The sequence below is a fragment of the Paenibacillus albidus genome, from assembly GCF_014644435.1.
In the GTDB taxonomy this organism is placed as follows: Bacteria; Bacillota; Bacilli; order Paenibacillales; family Paenibacillaceae; genus Paenibacillus_AQ; species Paenibacillus_AQ albidus.
Genome location: NZ_BMKR01000047.1, coordinates 18,883 through 38,948, shown reverse-complemented (window position 1 = coordinate 38,948; position 20,066 = coordinate 18,883). Strand labels below are relative to the sequence as shown.

Below are 20,066 nucleotides of genomic sequence, written 5' to 3'. Positions count from 1 at the left end.
CCCTTATAAATCTATATATGGGTTAACCTTTAATACCGGAATTCAAATTAATAGATTGCACAAAATATTTCTGCGCAAACAAGAACAACAGCATCGTTGGGATAATCGCAAGAATCGCCGACCCCATTAATTGTCCAATCATACGGTAGTTTCCATAAATATCTTGTAACAGGAGCAGTCCGGCAGTAACCGGCATTTTATCAACATCGGTATAAACAATTACCGGCCAGAGGAAATCATTCCATGATCCAGTAAAAGAAAAGAGTGCACAGACAATTAATATGGGCTTAATCAAAGGTACGATAATCGACAAATAGATTCTAAAATCACTGGCACCATCTACACGGGCAGACTCATCCAGTTCCTTGGGCAGGCCGTTCATGAATTGTCTGACCAGAAAGATATTGCCCATACCCGCTAAACCGGGAATAATCATAGCCCAAGAGGTGTTTACCCATCCCAGTGCATCGATAATTTTATAGGAAGGAATTAAATTCACCACGCCCGGAAAAAAGGAGATCCCCAGCAAAGTGAAAAACAAAGTGTCTCTTCCTTTAAAATTCATCCGGGAATACCCGTACCCGGTAATCGATATAACAATTACCACCAGAAAGGTATGCGTAGTTGCAATGAATAAGGAGTTCATCAGCCAACGCAGAATAGGTGCTGTTGATGTATTGTTCAATATCGCAACATAGTTTTCGAAGATCCATTGTTCAGGGAATAGTCTAAAACCCGAAGAAACCACTTCCGTTTGCGATCTGAAAGATGTAGAAATTCCGAATATGACTGGAATAACCCAAACTACACAAAGACTAAGTAAAAATAGATATGATATATATTTTGATATGCTTCTGTCAGAAGCACCTTTTCTTTTGCCTGTTCGATTTTGAAGGGGCTGATCCAACTGAACCTGGTTTGACATTGTGGCCACCTACCTTTTCCGTTTCCATTCTTGGCAGACTTTATTTCATGCAACTCAAGCTGCATTTCGATTCATCACATAATATTGCAATGCAGAGATCACCAATATAATCAACCCTAGCAACACTGCCATAGCAGATGCCATTCCCGCAATGGATTCCCCGTTGCCAAAAGCCAGCTGGCGAATGTACATCATTAACACATGTGTGCTTTGTCTGGGCCCGCCATCGGTCATCATTAACGGTTGGCCAAAGACATTAAAGGCACCGGCAGTTGTCATAACAAATGTGTAAATTAGCGGAAAACGAATAGAAGGCAGTGTAATACTGGCGAATCTCCGGATAGATCCTGCACCGTCAAGCTCTGCCGACTCGTATAATTCTTTCGCTACACCACTGATGGAAGCACGGTATATAATCATATTCCCGCCAACTCCACCCCACACCGTAATGACAATAATGATCAGCCAGGCATAAGGCTGATTGGTCGGCCAAGCGATTTGTGAACCGAAGATATTCCCGGTAATCCCCAGCTGCTTGTTAAAGATCAGTAGCCAGATCAGCGCAGCTGCGGATATTGAAATCAATCCCGGAATATAGAGGATCGACTGGATAACGTTTTTCATTTTTACCTTTTTATGTTCCAAGGCTACAGCAATCATCAACGGGATCACGATCAACAACGGAACACTAAGCCCAACAAAGATGAAGGTGTTCTTCAGACCATTCTGAAATTGCGTATGAAAAGTAGATTCGGTGTTGAATAGAATCGTTTTATAATTATCAAGTCCTACCCACACCGGCTCATTCATTAAATTCCATTTTGTAAATGAAGCGTATATCCCATAAATAGTCGGTAATAACACGAAGACAGCGAATAAAATAACATGGGGACCCACAAAGAAAACAGGTGCCAAATTCAGTTTCTTTTTCATAGGCAATCATTTCTCCTTTTGAACAAAGTAATGTGCCCCAGTCTTTCGCACATTACTTCGTTCAATCTATTCGGTTCAGGGTTACTTAGCGCCACTGCTGCCTTCGGCAATTTTATCTTCTACAAATTTCTGCATAGTCTGCAAAGTTTCATCGATATCCACATTACCGCGAACAATATCCCCGCAATAAGTGTCTACTGCTTCCGCAATATATGGATAATACTCATAGGTGTAAATGTAAAGCGATTGAATTTCTTTTTCATTGGATGTAAAGAAGGATTGCATATAATCTTTGTATTCAGGACTTTCATTGACTTGCTTACTGGCTACAATTTGTCCGGCTTTGGCCCATTCCAGAGAGTTTGTCCGAATAAATTCCAGGAAATTGCCGATACCCGCTACCTTTGCTTCTGTTCTATCCTTATTCTTCAGCATAGTGAACAAGTGTGATGAGGATCTGTTCGTAAACTTATCCGGTGCAGCAGAATAAACATTGGTTACTCCAAAGTTCAATCCTTCCACGCCCGCATGCGCCGTAGAGCTCCAGGTTCCGTCCGTAGAGAACAGGACATTTCCTGATTGGAACATTAAATATCCGTCTTCACCAAATGGCGTCATCAGTCCCGCATCGGCAACTTTTTTAACGCTTTCCAAAGCCTGCTTCATTACCGGTGTATTAACAGCCGGCTTGCCATTCTCCTGAATGTCTCCGCCAAGGTTCTGAATCTGGGCCAGAATTACCCAACCTAGCAAGGCGTCATTGACAATATAATCGCCCTCGTCTAATTTGCCTTGTAAAGAAAGCATTTCATCAATCGTTACCACATTATCGTCAAGGAAAGATTCCGCATTGTATTTTTTAAGCAAATCCTTGTTGTAGTACATTACATTACTATGAATGTCCAGAGGAATTGTATATTGTGTTCCATCTACAGTCCCGGTTGACCAGGCTTGCGGCAGGTAATTGTCTTGTTTTAGTTCAGGCTGCGCCTTTATCAAATCTGTCATAGGCTCCAATACACCTTGTTTAACAAAGCCCGGAACACGGTCAGCATGGATGATCGCCAAATCCGGTACACCTTTGCCGGAGTTCAACACAGTAGAGACTTTGGTATACATATCTGCTGTGATTACATGCTTGACCTTCACTTCAGGATTCGTAGCATTGTAATCTTTCACAAGTTGATCCATATAAGCGCCGTCATCCCCGGTTAAGGGCGTCCAGAATGTAATCATATTCTTGTCTTCATTACTGCATCCAGCCAACACCGTCGTTAATGACAATACAAGTACCAAAGATGAAAACAACGTCTTTTTCTTCAAGACCTATTCCCCCAATATGAATTTATTTAGAAAGCCATCTATTTAAAAATGTACTTTTCTAACAATTTGAACTGTTTGTCCGTCCCAAACGAATGACATTCCAGGATGCCTTGGACAAAAGAGTCTCTACAAACCCGTCTTTGCATACGGTGCCGGAGGCTTGACGGGGTTTCACTTGCTCATCCCGCGCTGTATTTATCGCTTTCAAATCCTCATGATGCAGCACAATATGCTCAATCAGCCGGTAGCCTTCAAATCCGCGGACGTCGCACGTGAGCTGCAAACCTTCCTCCAAATGGCGGTTCACCGCAAAGATGGTCAGCTCCTCACTCTCTTCGTTGTAGACCAGAGCGCTATCCAGATAAGGAACATCCGTATAATCCTGGGCATCGTATTTCGGCGAGTTCACAATCGGTTGAAGCGAAATGCCGCGTCCGTAGGCGGAAGCATGTTGATAAGGATAAAAAATCGTCTGCTTCCAGGCCGCACCGCCGGCTTCCGTCATAATCGGAGCTATCACATTCACCAATTGGGCCAGACAGGCTATCTTGACCCGGTCCGCATGTCTCAGGAACGTAATCAGCATGCTGCCGACAAGCAGCGCATCCTCGAAATTATAGTGGTCCTCCAACTGTGGCGGTCCTACACTCCAGGGCTCCAGGCGGCTGTCTGCATCATTGGAGTGGTACCAGACGTTCCACTCGTCGAAGCTGAGATACATCGTCTTTTTGCTGCGTTTCTTGGCTTTGATATAATCGCAGGTCGAGGTGACTGTCTTGATAAAATGCTCCATGTCCATCGTCCGGGCCAGGAAATTGGCCGAGTCGTTGTCACGGTTGCCGTAATACTGATGCAGAGACACATAATCGGCTACATCATAGGTATGGTCGAGTGTAACTGCTTCCCATTCCGGGAAAGTCGGCATTGCGCTGCTTGAGCTGCCGCAGGAGACCAGTTCAATCTCCGGATCAATCAGACGCATAGCCTTGCCGGTCTCATAGGCGAGTCTTCCGTATTCCACCGCTGTCTTTTGCCCGATCTGCCAAGGTCCGTCCATTTCATTGCCAAGACACCAGGTCTTGATCCGGTGGGGCTGCTCAACGCCATGTTTGCGCCTAAGGTCGCTCCAGTACGTTACACCGGGATGATTGCAGTATTCCAGCAGGTTGCGGGCTGCATCGACCCCACGGGTACCCAAATTGACCGCCATCATGACCTCGGAGCCGACTTCCTTGGCCCAATCCATGAATTCATTGGTACCCACTTCATTTGGCTCCACCGTTCTCCAGGCCAGCTCAAGACGTTTGGGCCTGAGCTCCAGCGGACCTACACCATCCTCCCAGTTGTATGCGGATACAAAGTTGCCGCCGGGATAGCGGATAATTGGCACATTCAAGGCCTGGACCAGAGCTTGCACATCTCCTCTGAATCCTGCAGCATTCGCTTCGGGATGGCCCGGCTCGTAAATCCCTCCGTATACGGCCCGTCCCAGATGTTCAATAAAGGAGCCGTAAATCCGCTTGTCTACTTCAGCAATTACAAATGACTTATCCGCTACAAGGGTCGCTTTTAATGTGTCTGATGCCATGATTTCTCACCATCCATTTTATATATTTATAAATAGTTTAAAAATAGTTTGAATGTATTCGCTTTCAGATATAAAATAACATATATAAACCTTGTTGTAAATATAAAAGATTAAAACTATTCAGCTTTATATAAAACTAAAGGCATAAACGATTGTTTTTCTATAAAAATAGACTGATTTTCTGAAATATTCATGAATTAATGTTTATTATTAGTTAAATCAAAAGCAGATTTTCTTTAAATATTACCTTAATATTAAGTGGATTCTACAAAATTAGGAAGTTTGCTTTATTTTACAGCTCAATTAGTTTATAATTTTATAAAATAGTTTTTACTTTCGTTACGGAAGAAGGTTATAGGCATGATTTATATTAAAGATCTAATGAGTGGAATCGATATTTTCAAGGCATTAAGCTCGGAAATCCGCATCCAGATCCTGGAGCTCCTGGCGACCAACCAGGCTCTGAACCTGAATGAAATCGCCAAGAAGCTGAATCTCAGCAACGGTGCCATCACCATGCATATCAAGAAGCTGGAAGAAAGCGGACTGATCGAGATCAATACTTCAGTAGGCAAACACGGCATCCAGAAGGTCTGCTATCTCAATAAGGATAAGCTGATGGTGGATTTACGGAGCAAGGATGTCGATAACCTCTATGAAGTGGAGATCCAGGTGGGCCACTACAGCAACTATCAGGCCGTGCCTACCTGCGGACTTGCGACCAAGGACAGCATTATCGGAGACTTTGACGAACCCCGTTATTTCGCTGATCCCCAGCGGATCGATTCCGAGATCATTTGGCTGAGCGAGGGGTTTCTCGAATACCGGATTCCCAATTACCTCAAAGCCAACCAGACCTTCCGTGAGATCCAGTTCTCCATGGAGATCGGCTCCGAGGCTCCCGGCTTCAATGACAATTATCCTTCGAACTTGTATTTCTATGTCAACGGGATCGAGATTGGCTTCTGGACCAGTCCCGGTGACTTCGGGGATGCCCGGGGCACCTTCAATCCCGACTGGTGGCCGCCCCACCTGAACCAATACGGGATGCTCAAACTGATCCGGATCAACAATGAAGGCAGCTTCATCGACGGCTGCCGAATCTCGGATGTAACTCTGGACGACATTCAGCTGGATTACAAAAGCGAGCTGACCTTCCGCATTGCGGTCACCGACAAGCCGGTCAACAAGCGCGGGTTGACCATCTACGGCAAGCACTTCGGCAATTACAGCCAAGACCTGCTGGCGCGTGTGCTCTATAACGTGCATGAAGTCGGGGAAACGTCCCAAAGTACATCTGTCAAAGCTAAAGTATAAGCCCATCCGAGAAAGAGGGTGCCCATCAGCCATTTGTGTGAACCTGGCTGGATCGGCACCCTCATTTTTTGTTGCTTTAGCAGCTTCGGAAACATTTAGCCCCTTAACCTTTTACCGCGCCTGCCGTCATTCCTTCAATAAAATATTTTTGAAAAGCCATAAACAAAGCAAAGATCGGCAGGATGGAGAAAAAGGAACCTACGATAAGCAGATCATAATTGTTCCCATAGGGGGTAAGTAGCGTCTTAAGGCCTATCGGGAGAGTATATTTGTTCTCATCGCTGAGCACCATAAACGGCCACAGGAAGTTATTCCAGCTGTTCATTCCGTTCAGAATAGCCATCGCCCCAAACGAGGGCTTCATAATGGGCAGGATCAGCCGGAGGTAGACTCCGTATTCAGTAGCCCCGTCCACTCTGCCGGCAGCGATAATCTCCCTGGGAATGCCGCTTAAATACTGCCGGAAAAAGAAGATGGTCGCGGCACTGGCCACTCCGGGCAGAATAATGGCCGAATAGCTGTTCATCAGGCCGAGATTAAAGGTCAACGTATATAAAGGGAGCAGCAGAATTTCAAAAGGAACCATCATGATCAGCAGTACACACAGAAACAGCAGGTTTTTCCCTCTGAAATCATAGGCGGCAAAGCCGTAGGCAACCATGGCACTCACGAACAGGGTTAAGGTGACCTGAACGAGCGTCAGCAGCAATGAATTGAAGAACCAGGTGAAATAAGCATGCTCCCCCGTGAACAGATAGACAAAGTTATCCAAATTCATGACCGAGAAATCAAACCGCAGGTTGAGCCCATATCGGATCAAATCCTCGCCGGGTTTAAACGAAGCCACAGTAACTGCGTAGAACGGGATCAGAATCAAGATGCACAACACGGCAAAGAAAACGAATAGGATGATTCGGGCAGCAGCTTCTTTTGTCATCTTGATTAATCCTCCTTCTTGAACAGTCCGCTGAGCGCCAGCTGGGTCAGGTTGATCGCCATTGCAATGATCAGCAGTACAATGCCTACGGCAGCCGCATACCCCAGGTTGTTCTTCTCAATCCCCTGCCTGTACAAATAACCGACAATGGTCAGACCGATATTCTTGGGAGAGTTATTCCCGTTCCAGAGCATCATACTTTCGATAAACATAGCCAGACCTGCATAGATACTGATTGTTAATACATAAATAGTAGTGGGCTTTAATAAAGGCATGGTAATCCTTGTGAACTTCTGAACAGCGGAAGCGCCGTCGATGGAGGCCGCCTCATAATAGTCTTTGGGGATATTTTGCAGGCCGGAGAGAAAATACAGCATATTCACTCCGAGCCAGCGCCAGGATGCCAGCGCGATTAAGGCAATGAAGCCGGTGGTCTGCCCTTTCAGAAATTTGATCGGCTCCACGCCAAAGGTGCCCAGAATACTGTTGATCAGCGAGCCCTCCATTTCCCCGAACATCAATCTGAAGACCGTACCCGCCACAACCACCGAAGTCAAAGCAGGGAAAAAGAAAGCGGACTTGAACCATTCCCTGCCCCACATGAATTTATTATTCATCCACACGGCAAACAGCATGGGAAAGGGAATCAGGATCACCAGGGTCAATACCATATAAAGAGCACTGTTGCCGACCGCTTTAAAAAATACGGTATCCCCCATTAGCTTCGTGTAATTATCTATCCCCACCCAGGCCGCTTCCTGCCCCAGCGTTACTTTCTGAAAGCTCATGCCAAAGGAGCTGGCCAGGGGATAAACCCAGAAGATCACAAAAACAAGCACAAAGGGCAGGACGAACACGTAAGGAGCAACCTTTTGTGAATATAGAAAGTTTTTTAACATGGCGAATGACTCCTCTTTTGGCAAAAGCCGCCCGGCCGTCATGAGCGGCTCAGCACATTTGTACGGTTTATTTACTTTAGTTCCTGCTCAATCTGCGCCTGGGCATCGTCCAGGGCTTGCTGAACATCTTTGCCGTCTTCAAAAATCTCGTTAAGCGTAACCGTACTGAGCACATTGTTCAGGGTTGGCGAAGTCGAAGTGGATTTGATAAGCTGAATCTCCTCTTTAATGCTGTTCAGCACATCAAACGGGTTGTTGACAAAATACTTCACAAATTGATTCTCCGGATTATGGGTCACCTCTTTCATATCCCAGACACTCATGTTGATCGGGTCAAACCCCAGCGTATTCCAGATCTCGACATTGGCATCCAGCGACAGCTTGGCATAAGCGATAAAGTCTTTGGCCAGCTTGATATCTTTGGCTTTTTGGGTGACAACCGTTCCGGTGCCTCCGCCTCCGTAGGATCTTGGCATCCCTTCTTCAAAGACGGGAAGCGGCGCCAGCGCGATTTTGCCTGACAAGTCCGTCATATAATTCGTGTACCGGGACATCTGCCACAGGGGCATAAAGGCGGTAGCATAATTCCCGGCATTGAATTCCCCATAGGCTTCTTCCGTGTCCGGCTGCCCTCCGGCAATGGTCGCGATGACCTCATTCTCCTGCAGATCCTTCAGCATGCTCAGACCTTTGACCAGCTCGGGGGAGTTGACCTTTGGCTGTCCATTCTCATCTGTAAAATCGGCTCCTTGCTGCGCGAGCAGCAGGGAGGCCTGCCAGGAAGCGCTGGTATCTGCGGTGCCCATGTATTTCCCGGTTTTTTCATGAACCTGTATGCCTGCCTGCTTGAAGTCCTCCCAGGTCTTAATCTGTTTATAATCCACCCCCGCCTGCTCCAGGATCTCTGTGTTGTAGAAGGCGACGGTCGCTCCAACATGCGTGGACAGTCCGTAAATGTTGCCTTCTTTGCTGTAAAGATCCAGCTGGGACTGGACAACAGTCCCTTTATACGGCTCGGCGACATCATTCAGCGGCTCCAACTGCGGAGTCCCTGCCAGAAAGTCCGGAAATTTGCCCAGCTCAATATCTGCAATGTCCGGGGCGCCGACCCCGGTCTGAACGGCAATGGACAACTTATTGTGCATATCATCATAGGGCATGACCGAAACATTCAATTTAATCTGGCGGTCCGGATTCGCCGAATTCCATTTCTCCAGCATTTTCTCAAAATGCTGCCCATGCAGCTCCACAAACGTCCAGTACGACAACTCCGTCGCCTTCTCTCCTGCCCCGCCTTCAAGTACCGAAGTTTCCCCTCCACTGTTGCCCTTTGAAGCTCCACCACAACCGGCCAGTATCAGCACCAAACACAGCATTGTTAAAGTGATCAACCTCTTTCTGCTCATTGTTGCCCCTCCCCTAATTTCAAAACTATGTTAATCAGTTTAAAAACTTATAAATATGTATCCGTTTTCTTAGTAACTTATGCCTTTTTCGTGGAAAAAATTACGTATGTTCTTTACCAATCCGTAAAGTAAATAAGCAGTAACAAGGTACTTCTGTATATTTGTCCACCTTTTGACTCACACTATCTTCGTCTCCCAAACCACCGAGAAGGAGTGTTTCGAATGCGTGAAGGTATGATACCCGCCGTACTAGGAGCCGTAGTCACCGCTTCCGGCGCCGCTTTTCTTGGAAGCAAGTATAAGCTGGCCGCGACAGGCGTTCTTGGATTTGGTCTAGCGCACATGGTTCTGGGTGCGATCGATCTCTTTGAGCATCGGTAAGGATTGGAAGATACCGGGCAGCGCGGACAAAGGTCCCTGCCCGGTTTTTTTTGATCCAGAACAAAATCACCCCTGGCGGGTGAATAACAACCCGGAGCTTAACTAGGCCCGGATTATTGTACAATAGGCAAGATTATCGTCATTTGGCTTGAATAGACTCACATTGTTGTACAACGTGCACATCTCTCGCCAATATGGCGTAGTTAAGACAATTGTTGACTGTGCGATTTGGCGTGGGTCCCTCTGCGGACACGATGAGGTCCCTTTTCACGATCTATCCGCGGCTGATGCGGACAGGAAATCCGTTAATTGGAGAGGATTCGTCTATTCAGCAGGACAAACGGACTGAGATTCCGCTAATTGTCCCATCTCCCCTCATTCTAGGCTCAAACGTACGATATAACGGCTCCTGAGTCCGAATTCGCCAGGAAAGCACACTTTTTCGCAAAATAGGGTCTTCTCTGTCCGCTTCATCCGCTGATGAAGCCCACCTTCCTGCACCGCCTATTTCATCTGAAGCTTCCAAGATATCCACATTTTTTGGCAATGCATAATTTCCAAAACGACAAAAAAAAGGCCCACACCCGCTTCCGGGTCCGGACCGCTACAATTATGATTATTTCATTTCACTGCTACATAGAAAAGCCGTTCGGCATCCTCGCCCGCTTCCATCCACTCAAAATCGGCGTAGATCAACACCTCGCTGAAGCCCGCCTTCCGCAGTTCCTCAGCGAGCCATTCAGGTTCATAAGCACGCTGGATATGCGTTTCTTCAAAACGGCGGTACAGACCTCCCTGGCCCTCATCACACGCAAAAATGGACAGGTGATGTTCAATCTCACGGCGCGGGACATCCACTTGACAAGTCCAGATATAAGAGACGGAGGGTTCATCCAGAATAAACGGCTGCTCTTCCTCATAGCGGATCAGGGTATTCGGATGATGCACATCAAACAGAAAAACACCACCCGGCTTAAGCCCGGCATAGGTCCGGGCAAATGCCGCCTGGATGTCTTTTTCCTCAAGCAGATAGTTCAGGCAGTCACAGAATGAAATCACCGAATCCACCGGCTCCGGCAGCTCCCATTCCGTCATATTCTGCATGATCCAGCGGACACTGCCTTCCCGCATAAAACGGCGGCCCTGCGGCTGCTCTTCCATCTTGCGCTGCGCCACCGACAGCATGTCCGAAGACAGGTCGATTCCCGTCATATGATAACCTGCCGCAGCAAGCGGAATGGTAATGCTGCCCGTTCCGCAGCCAAGCTCTGCCACCGTTGTTGGCTTGCCGTATTTCTGCCAGGCGCCCTCGGCAAAGGCCAGCCAGTCCGAATAAGGCATATCGGCCATCAGCTCATCGTACACATAAGCAAATTTCCCGTAGGATGACACTACGCACACCGCACTTTCTGTCACAGCATTTAGTAATTTTCACTTCGGGGCCATGATCCCCGGTTAATCCCGGGACTCTCCTTCATGGCCGTCTGCCGGCACTTCGCCTTCCGGGCGGGCCAGATAGGTCCAGTTCTCCTTCTGGGTCACCAGACCTTCCTTCAAGAGCTTGCCAAGTGCACGCTTGAAGGCAGACTTGCTGATGCCAAAACGCTGCTTGATGATCTCCGGCGGTGTGGCATCGGAGTAAGGCATTCCCCCACCAGGCCGTTCATTAAGGAAATCCAGCAAAGCGGCAGAATCGACATCCCGCCCGACTTCCTTCCGATGGGACATCGACAGGTTCACACGTCCATCCTCACGGATATGCGTCACACGCGCTTCAAACTGCTCGCCCAGCCGCAGCAGGCGGTTGCGTTCGGAGGAATGGACCATGCCAATGATCCCAAATCCAAGCACACCGGCATCAACAAGGACAAAAGTCCCCATCTGCAGCGGCTTGTATACCCGCGCCGTCACAGCCTGGCCCATCCATGAGGAGGGTGCAGGAATTGCAAGCGGAGCGAGCTCCTGTTCACCGGCCAGCTTGGCGCGCAGACGTCCCTGCTTGTCATGCTCCATGATGACAAAAACCTTGTCCCCAACCTGTGGCTTCAGCTCCATAAGCTCCGGAAGCTCACGTATCGGCAGCAGCAGCTGGCGCCCCAGACCCATTTCCAGAAAGCAGCCCAGCCGCGGGTGAATATCGGCTACTTCGAGCAGCGCCATTTCGCCGAGGGTCAGATAAGGTTTTTTCATGGTTGCGGCCAAACGGTCCTCGGTGTCAAAAAAAATGAAGACTTCCACCTTATCGCCCGGCTTTATTTTCTTCTCGGTCAGCTCCGTGTAATGCAGCATGACATCCTGGTCACCCGCACTCAGGAAAAAGCCGTAAGGAGATACCTCCCGCACCACATCAAGCGTTACAACCGTGCCTGCAATCAGACTCATACAGACTCCACAACCTTGGCGTCAGACCACAGACGCTCAATGTTGTAGTATTCACGTTCATCACGATGGAAGATATGAACGATAACATCGCCCAGATCCATCAGAACCCAGCGTGCGGCGTCCATTCCCTCGATACCGCGGATTAAACCGCCGGCTTCGTGGACAACCTTGCGGACTTCAGTCGCAATGGACTGTACCTGTGTATCCGAATTACCATGGCAGATTACAAAAAAATCACTGATCGGTGAAACATTGCGCAGATCCAGCGCGACAACATTCATCGCTTTTTTATCTTCAACCGCTTTTAAAGCCATTTGCAAAAGCTTATCTGATTGTACACTCATATTTTATCCTCCAGTATTCGAACAAGATCATTACGTGCCAGCACGGTCAGCGGGAACACGATCCGCCGCTTCGCAAGCAGCAGGCTGATTGTGGAATCAAATCCGGCAATCAGCCCTTCTTCCAGGCTGTTCAGGGCCTTCTGGCGGATATGCTCCACCCCGGGAAAATCCCGGCCAGGCTCGATATAATCGGCCAGACAGACCACTTTCTCCAAGAGGCCCATGCCTTCCCGGCCGGAGGTATGGAAGCGGATCGCATCCAGCACCTCAGCATCGGTAATACCATAGTCCCTCTCCGCTACAAAAGCCCCTACTTCAGCATGCCACAGCTGTTTGTCATGCTTCAGCAATTCAAGAGACAGTCCATTCTGCTCGATCACCTCGCGCATTCGATCGACCGGCCAATATTTGGCTACATCATGGAGGATGGCCGCCGTCTCCGCACGGACAGGATCAGCGCCATATCGTTCCGCGAGTGTTATGGATGACTCCATGACACCCAAAGTATGCTTCCAGCGCTTGTCGGGCATCTGTGCCGAGACCGCTTCAATCAGCTGCTCGCGGCTGTACGCCATATAATCCACCCCTCTGCACATAATCGAACACGGCGTCAGGCACCATATACCGTATGGATTTCCCTTCGGCAGCCCGCTCTCTCAGCATCGTCGAAGAGATGTCCACCTGCGGCATATCCGCCAGCATTACCCCCTGCGCAATGGCTGCGGGCAAGGCCCCCAAATCAAGCGGTGTCCCCGGACGGCCTACACCGATGAACGTAAGAATCTCTACGAGCTCTTCAATCCCTTCCCATTTGGGCAGGTACTCCACCATATCCGCTCCGATGATAAAGTAAAATTCAATTTGCGGATACTTCTCTTTCAATTCCCTAACGGTATCTATCGTATAAGAGACACCGCCTCTGTTAACTTCCCAATCCAGTGTGCGGAAAGCTTCATGTGTCCGCACCGCTTCTTCCACCATGGCCAGTCTTTGCGCACCCGACACTCCTGCCTCATGTTTGTGAGGCGGGATATGCGAAGGCATAAACCACACTTCCGCAAGCCCGTAGGCATCGCGCGCAGCTTCAGCCGCCATCATATGGCCGATATGAAGAGGATCAAAGGTTCCGCCCATTATTCCGACTTTCAAGAGGTCCACCTCCCCCGAGTCCTGCCTGATGTCCTGACAAGGCAGGGAATGTTGTGTCATCCCGGTCTTAACGGGGCAGCTCGATAGTCTTGTTATCACGGGATTCCTTGTACAGGATCAGGGTCTTGCCGATGACCTGTACCAGCTCGGAACCAGATTGCTCAGCCAGTGCCGCGCCGATTTCTTTGGGATCATCAGCATTGTTATTCAATATGCTGATCTTCATCAGTTCACGCTTCTCAATGGCTTCTTCAATGTGACGGACGAGATGATCGTTCACCCCGCCTTTGCCAACCTGAAAGACCGGGTCCAGATGATGTGCCAAAGAGCGAAGGTAGCGTTTTTGTTTTCCAGTTAACATAAATGAACAAACTCCTTAATTAACATATATTATTACCCTAAATTCCCGAATCCATTTGCCATCCATTAAGTGCTGAGGGAATCCAGAATGGTCTGCCGCATCAGTTCTACCGGTGCAGGCCGTCCCGTCCAGTATTCCAGTGCATACGCTCCCTGATACACGAACATGCCAAGCCCGCCATGAATGGTACAGCCGCGTTCCTGCGCCTCCAGCAGCAGACGGGTATGCAGCGGATTGTAAATCAGATCGCTGACTACCATACGCTCATGCAGAAGCAGGGGGTCCAGAGGGGAGGCTTCCATGTGGGGATACATCCCCACAGAGGTTGTATTAATCAGCACATCCACATCCTCTGTCTTGCCGGGCATTTCATCCAGACTGATACCGCTGACTCGGCCTTTGTCCCTGCATTGCTCCGCCAGCTCCTGGGCTTTGTCCCTGGTGCGGTTAGCGATCAGAATCGAAGCGGGATTCTCCCGCAGCAAGGCGGCAATAATCCCTCTGGCCGCACCGCCGGCCCCAATGACCAATATTCTTGCACCGGATAGCTCGGATATGGCTTCCGCTTTCAGTGAACGCACATACCCGATGCCATCCGTATTATAACCGGTAAGTCTGCCCTCATCGTTGACAATCGTATTGACTGCACCTACAGCCACTGCACTTTCATCCAGCCGGTCAAGATATTCCATCACCGCCACCTTATGCGGAATGGTCACGTTCACCCCACGGAAGCCGAGTGTACGAATGGCTTGTATGGCGTCTCCAAGCTTATCGGGAGTCACGTGCAGCGGCACATAGGCTCCGGGAATCCCCAGCGCTTGCAGAGCTACACCATGCATCAGCGGCGACTTGGATTGTGCGATTGGATCACCCATTACGCCAAGCAGAAGTTCCCCCGTGTTGTTAACAGCTTCAGTCATTTGTGAAACCCTCCTTCGTCAGATCAGCGAAGGACGGGTAAGTACCTTCACCCCACGCGGCACATGAATCGCCAGGACCGCACCTTCGGTTCCGTTCACCTTGATCCATCCCAGTCCCGAGATGAACAGGTCGGTTTGACTGCCGCGGCTGACCCGGAATTCATGACGCTGCCACTGCGGCAGCTTATCCATCCGGTCCGTTCCCGGCGGCGACAACATCTCGCCGCGATGCTCCGCATACAGGGAATCCGCACGTTCGAGCTTTGTTCTGTGAATCTTGAGTGTACCACTGACGAAGCAGGTAAAGGATTGGCGTTCGCCCTGCACAAAATCAAATCTTCCCAATCCGCCGAAGAAAAGAGTCTGTCCTTCGTTCAGCTGATACACCGCCGGCTTCAGGGGATTGGAAGGCATCACGGCCTCCAGATCCTGACGTTCCACCAGTTCGCTGTAGCGCCAAGGATAGACAATCCCCGGGGTATCGATGATATAGTGTCCGTCATCCAAAGGAATTCTGACGGTATCAAGCGTGGTTCCCGGATAACGTGATGTGGTCAGCTCCTGCTCCAGATCACTGTAATCCGAGATCAGGCGGTTAATCAGTGTTGACTTCCCGACATTGGTTGCTCCGACAACATAAACATCCCGCTGTCCCCGCAGAGAGGTCACAGCTTCCAGCAAATGGTCAAAGCCCTGGTTGCGTTTGGCGCTGCAGAGAACGATCTCAGCCGTACGCAGGCCATGCTCCTTGCAGCGCTGCTGCATCCAGTTGCGCAGCTTGTTCCAGTTAGTCACCTTGGGCAGCAAGTCACACTTGTTGACGGCAAGAATAACGGGGTTATTGCCTACAAAACGCTGCAGGCCGGAAATCAGACTGCCTTCAAAATCAAACAGGTCCACAATATGGATCACAAGCGCATTCTTCTCTCCCACACTGCTTAGCAGACGTAAGAATTCATCCTGGTTGACGGATACCGAAGAAGCTTCATTATAATTCTTAATCCGGAAACAACGCTGGCATATGACCGGGTCCCGTTCATATGCGACCTCCGGAATAAATCCCGGCTGGTCCCGGTGCCCGGCCTGCAGCTTGATGCCGCAGCCGCTGCAATGCACCGGGCGCTGTGTTTCGCTTTGTTCTGTCATTAGGGTTTATCCTCCTCGTGCCACAATCCTTTTTTGCGCAGCCGAAACTTTGCAATCCGCTCTACCCGGCGGTTAATTCTTGTTCCAAAGCCCTCATCCTTCACGGATATAGGCAGAACCAATACCGTATACAGACCGAGCCGGTTGCCTCCATATACATCGGTAAGCATCTGGTCGCCGACCACAATCGTCTGCTCAGGCTTCAGGTCCATCTGCTTCAAGGCCCGGCGAAAAGGCGCATTGCTCGGCTTGCGGGCCTGATGGACAAATTCGATATCCAGCGGTGTGGCAAAACGCGACACCCGGTCCATGTTGTTGTTCGATACGATGATAAGCTTGAAGCCAAGCTCCTTTACCTTCTGGAACCACAGCAGCAGTTCCGGTGTCGCCAAAGGAGCCTTGGCACCGACCAGCGTATTATCCAGATCCGTGATGATCCCGCGGTAGCCCTGTCTGTACAGGTCTTCCAGCGCAATATCAAATACCGTGTCCACCTGGAGTTTGGGAATCAGCATTTCAAACAATACGTTCACCTCAATTTAAAAACTATATCATATTCTTACTTCCTGGGCTTCATGTTTTTCCGCAGCCGCAAAGCTTCAGTATACACGCTGCGCCAATCTTTGTCTTCTATAACCTCAGGACTGTATTTTGCCTGCTCGAACCTGCCCAGCAGGGTTGAAAGTGTCCCGGCCGCCTCCGGCCGTTCACTGCTCCAGCGGCTGGCCGCTTCGCGCAGCGTCTCATGTTCTGCCTTCATCATTCCCTTACGGCGCATAAATCGTACCCACCGTTCGGTTTCTACTATAATCTTCTGGTCCGGTGACAGCGGATGCCCACTCCGGATGCGCTGCATCAGGAAACGCAGGTTGAACCGGTGATGCCATACCAGATAGATCAGCCAGGCCGCCAATATTGCCGAAGCTCCCCATACCATCCACAGTCCCAGGCGGAAACCGCCTTCGTCATTTTGCTTGTTCGCCGGAGCCGGATCCTGCTCAGTCTGCGGTTCCTCTTCATCGACAGGATCAGGCTCAGGAGCCTCCTCATTTTGTGTCAGCAGCGGAGCATTGAAGCCCGGTGTCGCTTCCACCGGAATCCAGCCGTACTCCCCGAAATAGACCTCCGCCCAGGAATGGGCATCGGCATTCGTAATCGTATATCTGTTATTGCCGGCACCGCCCTGCTGCGCTACCAGACTATCAGGAAGCTCAGCCTGCTCCCCGGGCGCATATCCCTTGACCCAACGTGCCGGAATATCCAGCGAGCGGGCCATGGTAACCAGTGCCGTGGAATAGTAATCACAATACCCTTCCTTGATCTCAAACAGGAAACTTTCCACAAAGTCGGAGCTTTCACTGCGCGATAGATCGGGTTGATTGGTGTACGGAAACGTTTGTTGTAGATATTGTTGCAAAAGCATTGTTTTTTCATACGGAGTTTGCGCCCCGGCCGTAATCTCCTGCGCCAGATTCTCCACTGTCTCCGGAAAATTATTGGGAAGCTTCAGAAACTCCGAAACCGTCTTATCATTCCCGTACAGCTCCGCATAAGTCTTTTTGCTCAGCTCTTGCACCGGAATGACCGGAACCTCGGCAGTGAGCTCATAGGACTGCGGATAAGCACGGCCGTTGTCGGCATTGTTCCACAACAGCTCGCTGTCCCGGCTTCTCCAGAGCAAGCCGCCGCCGCTCTCCTCCCCGTTGATCAGACTAATGGATGAAATAGAGTAGGCCCCGAACAACACAGGATAGCTGTTGTTGTTGTTAAGCAACTTTACGGTCTGCTTCAGCGATTGGGTCTGAACTTTGCCGCCTGTGGTATTCGGCAAATTCTTGCCGATCTCCGCTCCGGCCAGAGGGCCGCGGGAGAACGTGTCATTGTCGCTCCAGCCCTGTCCGGAATACACAGTACGGGTCTCTCCGCGCATATAGGTGCGCAGGTCTGAGGTCACTGTCATTACGGGTGAGTAGTCAAAATTAAAGCCCCCGCCCAGATCATCATTGTCCAGACTGTAGCCCGAGGAGGTACTCCCCGCCGCTGTTGTCCCGGTACCCGACTCGTTTGTGCCAACGGGGGCTCCTTTTCCAAAGGAAGGGGCTCCCGTTCCGTTCCATTCTCTCCATGCGGTATAAGGATCTGTCAGTGTGGGTCTGACTTCAGGCATATTGACGCCGGTAAGAATAACAAGTGAAAAGATGATGGCAATATTGACCAGTACCTTAAAAGGATAGTGAAGCAGATACGACCATCCACGCGGATAACGCATCTGAAAGTTTCTTAAATGCTGGCTGACCAGCCACGCCATCCCCGCGAAGACCGTCCAGGCAACCTCCTCCCAAAGAACTGCGGTGGTAAATGAATCCAGTGCGGCGAATGCCGCAATGTTGGTCCCGATAAACATCAGGATGCGTGACTTGGTGGAGACCCACCAGGAGGATAGCAGCAGCAAGACGCTTGCCCCAAGCGCGAACCAGATATAGGGACTCATGTTAGCCGCAATCTCCGGCAGCCGCTGTGTTAAGGGTAACCAAGGGTCTGACATATAGACACCCTGCTGCCCAAGGGTCCGATATACAACCAGGCTCACCGCCACAACCTGCAGAAGCAGGCGAAGGAACCATTTGATCGGAAAAAGAATTTCAATGACCGCAACCGCCGCCAGTGCAAGCAGCACGGAAGCCGTTGTCTCCTCCAGCCAGATCGGAGTGGTGTAGGAGAGCCATTGGAGGGCAATGATCATAATCCACAGCAGGCTTGCCGACCGGTGCCAGGAGGATTTCAGCAGATGCCACCAGCTTCTCATCTCAGACTTCACCCCCCAATACGGCAGGAAGCTCTTGCAGAGAGCTGATACTGTAGCCGGTGATGCTGCGGGATCTGAGCACGTCCATCCATTTGCTGCTGCCGTCCATCGCTGCCGGATTACGCACATGAATATGCGAGGGGGTCAGCCCATGGCTGTCCGCCCAGCGCATGGCATCCAGCACAGGCTGTCCGCTCTGCGGACTGATCAGTACAACGTATGACCCTTTGGGGAACATGCGGTGTGCCTTTTCCAGTCTGGACATGAGCGGCCCTTTGCCTTCCGCATTGATATCAATCAAATAGTGGATCATTTTCTGGCGTTCCGCCCCGCTTTCGGCAGGAGCGAACACCTTGGTATTCTTGTCCAGACAGCACAGGCCGATTCCTATCCGTTCCCGGATGCCGAAACCAAGCACCGATGCCGCTATGGAGACCGCCAGCTCGAACTGCTGCGAGGTTCCGTAAGCCGCAGCACTGCCATCGAGGACGACTACCGTTTTGGGAATGGACTCATGCTCGAACTCCTTTGACTTCCAGGCGCCCGTTTTGGCCGTGGCATTCCAGTGAATACGCGTCAGCCGGTCTCCATAGACGTAATCACGGACACCGTTGATTTGTGTGGTCTCTCTGCGGGATTGAACAAGAGAGGCCTGCGGTCCGGCCAGCCGCGCTCTCCGCTCGTACAACTGCCAGCGCGGAATGAACACGGAGCGGGGCAGTACCCGGAATTCACCTTCGGCCATAAATGTGCCTTTATGCTCCAGCAGTCCGAAGATATCTTCGCTGACTATATCCGTCTTGGAGAACGTGTAGCTGCCCCGTTCAAGCGCAGGGGTCTGGAACCTCAGCTCTCCCCGCCCTCTCAGACTCGGAATCAGGCTTTCTTCAAAGACCCAGGTCTCTCCGTTATGCCGTTTGAGCGTTTCCCTGACGACCACATAAGGCAGCGGCAGGAAACCGGGAATGGTGATGTCCAGGCTTACCCGAAGGAAACCGCCGGCATACAGAAGTTCGGACTTGTCCCGCTCGGAATACAGTTCGCGTACGCCCTTCGTCCGGCGGACACCGCTCAATCCTCCGGCAATCAAATACACAATAAGTACAGATACCATTACAAACAGCATAAAGGAAGTTTTGCCGCCTTGGAACAGCACATACAGCAGGGTAACACTCCATATCGCGAGAACACCAGCAAGCTTCGCCGGCTGAACGGCTGCTGCTGCCGCAGACAAATGACGTCTCAT

20 protein-coding genes are annotated in these 20,066 nt (G+C 50.2%); 2 read left to right on the top strand and 18 right to left on the bottom strand.

The annotated features are described in order from the left end of the window. Nucleotides 1–22: 22 nt before the first annotated feature. The 4 genes from IEY53_RS31020 to arfA form a co-directional block, all read right to left on the bottom strand. Entirely contained in the window at nucleotides 23–925 is a 903-nt protein-coding gene (locus IEY53_RS31020; protein WP_189031724.1) for a carbohydrate ABC transporter permease, read from the bottom strand. 54 nt (nucleotides 926–979) lie between these two features. Further along, on the bottom strand, nucleotides 980–1,858 hold the full coding sequence (locus IEY53_RS31015) for a carbohydrate ABC transporter permease (protein WP_189031722.1): 879 nt from the start codon (nucleotides 1,856–1,858) through the stop codon (nucleotides 980–982). A gap of 81 nt (nucleotides 1,859–1,939) precedes the next feature. After that, entirely contained in the window at nucleotides 1,940–3,181 is a 1,242-nt protein-coding gene (locus tag IEY53_RS31010; RefSeq protein ID WP_189031720.1) for an extracellular solute-binding protein, read from the bottom strand. A 58-nt stretch (nucleotides 3,182–3,239) separates the two neighbouring features. Further along, on the bottom strand, nucleotides 3,240–4,769 hold the full coding sequence (arfA, locus tag IEY53_RS31005) for an arabinosylfuranosidase ArfA (RefSeq protein WP_189031718.1): 1,530 nt from the start codon (nucleotides 4,767–4,769) through the stop codon (nucleotides 3,240–3,242). A 360-nt stretch (nucleotides 4,770–5,129) separates the two neighbouring features. Here arfA and IEY53_RS31000 point away from each other — a divergent pair, with 360 nt between their 5' ends. After that, nucleotides 5,130–6,086, top strand: a complete 957-nt coding sequence (locus IEY53_RS31000; RefSeq protein WP_189031717.1) for an ArsR/SmtB family transcription factor — start codon at nucleotides 5,130–5,132, stop codon at nucleotides 6,084–6,086. 103 nt (nucleotides 6,087–6,189) lie between these two features. Here the strand turns inward: IEY53_RS31000 and IEY53_RS30995 are convergent, their stop codons facing one another. From IEY53_RS30995 to IEY53_RS30985, 3 genes are all read right to left on the bottom strand, one after another. Then, entirely contained in the window at nucleotides 6,190–7,023 is an 834-nt protein-coding gene (locus IEY53_RS30995; protein WP_189031716.1) for a carbohydrate ABC transporter permease, read from the bottom strand. 5 nt (nucleotides 7,024–7,028) lie between these two features. Continuing rightward, entirely contained in the window at nucleotides 7,029–7,922 is an 894-nt protein-coding gene (locus IEY53_RS30990) for a carbohydrate ABC transporter permease (RefSeq protein WP_189031715.1), read from the bottom strand. Between the two features lie 71 nt (nucleotides 7,923–7,993). Next, nucleotides 7,994–9,328 carry an ABC transporter substrate-binding protein gene (locus tag IEY53_RS30985; protein ID WP_189031714.1) on the bottom strand — a complete coding sequence of 445 codons (1,335 nt, stop codon included), beginning with the start codon at nucleotides 9,326–9,328 and terminating at the stop codon, nucleotides 7,994–7,996. Between the two features lie 222 nt (nucleotides 9,329–9,550). Between IEY53_RS30985 and IEY53_RS30980 the strand changes: the two genes are divergently transcribed. Then, nucleotides 9,551–9,709, top strand: coding sequence for an asparagine synthase (locus IEY53_RS30980; RefSeq protein ID WP_189031713.1), 159 nt, complete (start codon nucleotides 9,551–9,553; stop codon nucleotides 9,707–9,709). A gap of 621 nt (nucleotides 9,710–10,330) precedes the next feature. Here IEY53_RS30980 and IEY53_RS30975 read toward each other — a convergent pair. The 11 genes from IEY53_RS30975 to IEY53_RS30925 all read right to left on the bottom strand — a co-directional run bounded on the left by IEY53_RS30975 (nucleotide 10,331) and on the right by IEY53_RS30925 (nucleotide 20,066). Then, on the bottom strand, nucleotides 10,331–11,101 hold the full coding sequence (locus tag IEY53_RS30975; protein ID WP_189031743.1) for a class I SAM-dependent DNA methyltransferase: 771 nt from the start codon (nucleotides 11,099–11,101) through the stop codon (nucleotides 10,331–10,333). A 63-nt stretch (nucleotides 11,102–11,164) separates the two neighbouring features. Next, nucleotides 11,165–12,091: a CvfB family protein gene (locus IEY53_RS30970; protein ID WP_189031712.1), complete on the bottom strand. Its 927-nt coding sequence runs from the start codon at nucleotides 12,089–12,091 to the stop codon at nucleotides 11,165–11,167. Continuing rightward, entirely contained in the window at nucleotides 12,088–12,435 is a 348-nt protein-coding gene (gene rsfS / locus IEY53_RS30965) for a ribosome silencing factor (RefSeq protein WP_189031711.1), read from the bottom strand. The genes IEY53_RS30970 and rsfS overlap by 4 nt, the downstream gene beginning before the upstream one ends. Then, on the bottom strand, nucleotides 12,432–13,010 hold the full coding sequence (gene yqeK, locus IEY53_RS30960; protein ID WP_189031709.1) for a bis(5'-nucleosyl)-tetraphosphatase (symmetrical) YqeK: 579 nt from the start codon (nucleotides 13,008–13,010) through the stop codon (nucleotides 12,432–12,434). The genes rsfS and yqeK overlap by 4 nt, the downstream gene beginning before the upstream one ends. Beyond that, nucleotides 12,982–13,584: a nicotinate-nucleotide adenylyltransferase gene (locus IEY53_RS30955; protein WP_189031707.1), complete on the bottom strand. Its 603-nt coding sequence runs from the start codon at nucleotides 13,582–13,584 to the stop codon at nucleotides 12,982–12,984. The genes yqeK and IEY53_RS30955 overlap by 29 nt, the downstream gene beginning before the upstream one ends. Before the next feature lie 67 nt (nucleotides 13,585–13,651). Next, nucleotides 13,652–13,945, bottom strand: a complete 294-nt coding sequence (gene yhbY, locus IEY53_RS30950; RefSeq protein ID WP_189031705.1) for a ribosome assembly RNA-binding protein YhbY — start codon at nucleotides 13,943–13,945, stop codon at nucleotides 13,652–13,654. A 65-nt stretch (nucleotides 13,946–14,010) separates the two neighbouring features. Further along, nucleotides 14,011–14,868: a shikimate dehydrogenase gene (gene aroE, locus IEY53_RS30945; protein WP_189031703.1), complete on the bottom strand. Its 858-nt coding sequence runs from the start codon at nucleotides 14,866–14,868 to the stop codon at nucleotides 14,011–14,013. An 18-nt stretch (nucleotides 14,869–14,886) separates the two neighbouring features. Continuing rightward, the gene (gene yqeH, locus IEY53_RS30940; protein WP_189031701.1) at nucleotides 14,887–16,014 is read right to left on the bottom strand and encodes a ribosome biogenesis GTPase YqeH; all 1,128 of its coding nucleotides are present in this window, start codon (nucleotides 16,012–16,014) and stop codon (nucleotides 14,887–14,889) included. Then, nucleotides 16,014–16,538, bottom strand: coding sequence for a YqeG family HAD IIIA-type phosphatase (locus IEY53_RS30935; protein ID WP_189031742.1), 525 nt, complete (start codon nucleotides 16,536–16,538; stop codon nucleotides 16,014–16,016). The genes yqeH and IEY53_RS30935 overlap by 1 nt, the downstream gene beginning before the upstream one ends. A gap of 35 nt (nucleotides 16,539–16,573) precedes the next feature. After that, nucleotides 16,574–18,820, bottom strand: coding sequence for a DUF4129 domain-containing transglutaminase family protein (locus tag IEY53_RS30930; protein ID WP_189031700.1), 2,247 nt, complete (start codon nucleotides 18,818–18,820; stop codon nucleotides 16,574–16,576). A gap of 1 nt (nucleotide 18,821) precedes the next feature. Further along, nucleotides 18,822–20,066 carry a DUF58 domain-containing protein gene (locus tag IEY53_RS30925; protein WP_189031698.1) on the bottom strand — a complete coding sequence of 415 codons (1,245 nt, stop codon included), beginning with the start codon at nucleotides 20,064–20,066 and terminating at the stop codon, nucleotides 18,822–18,824.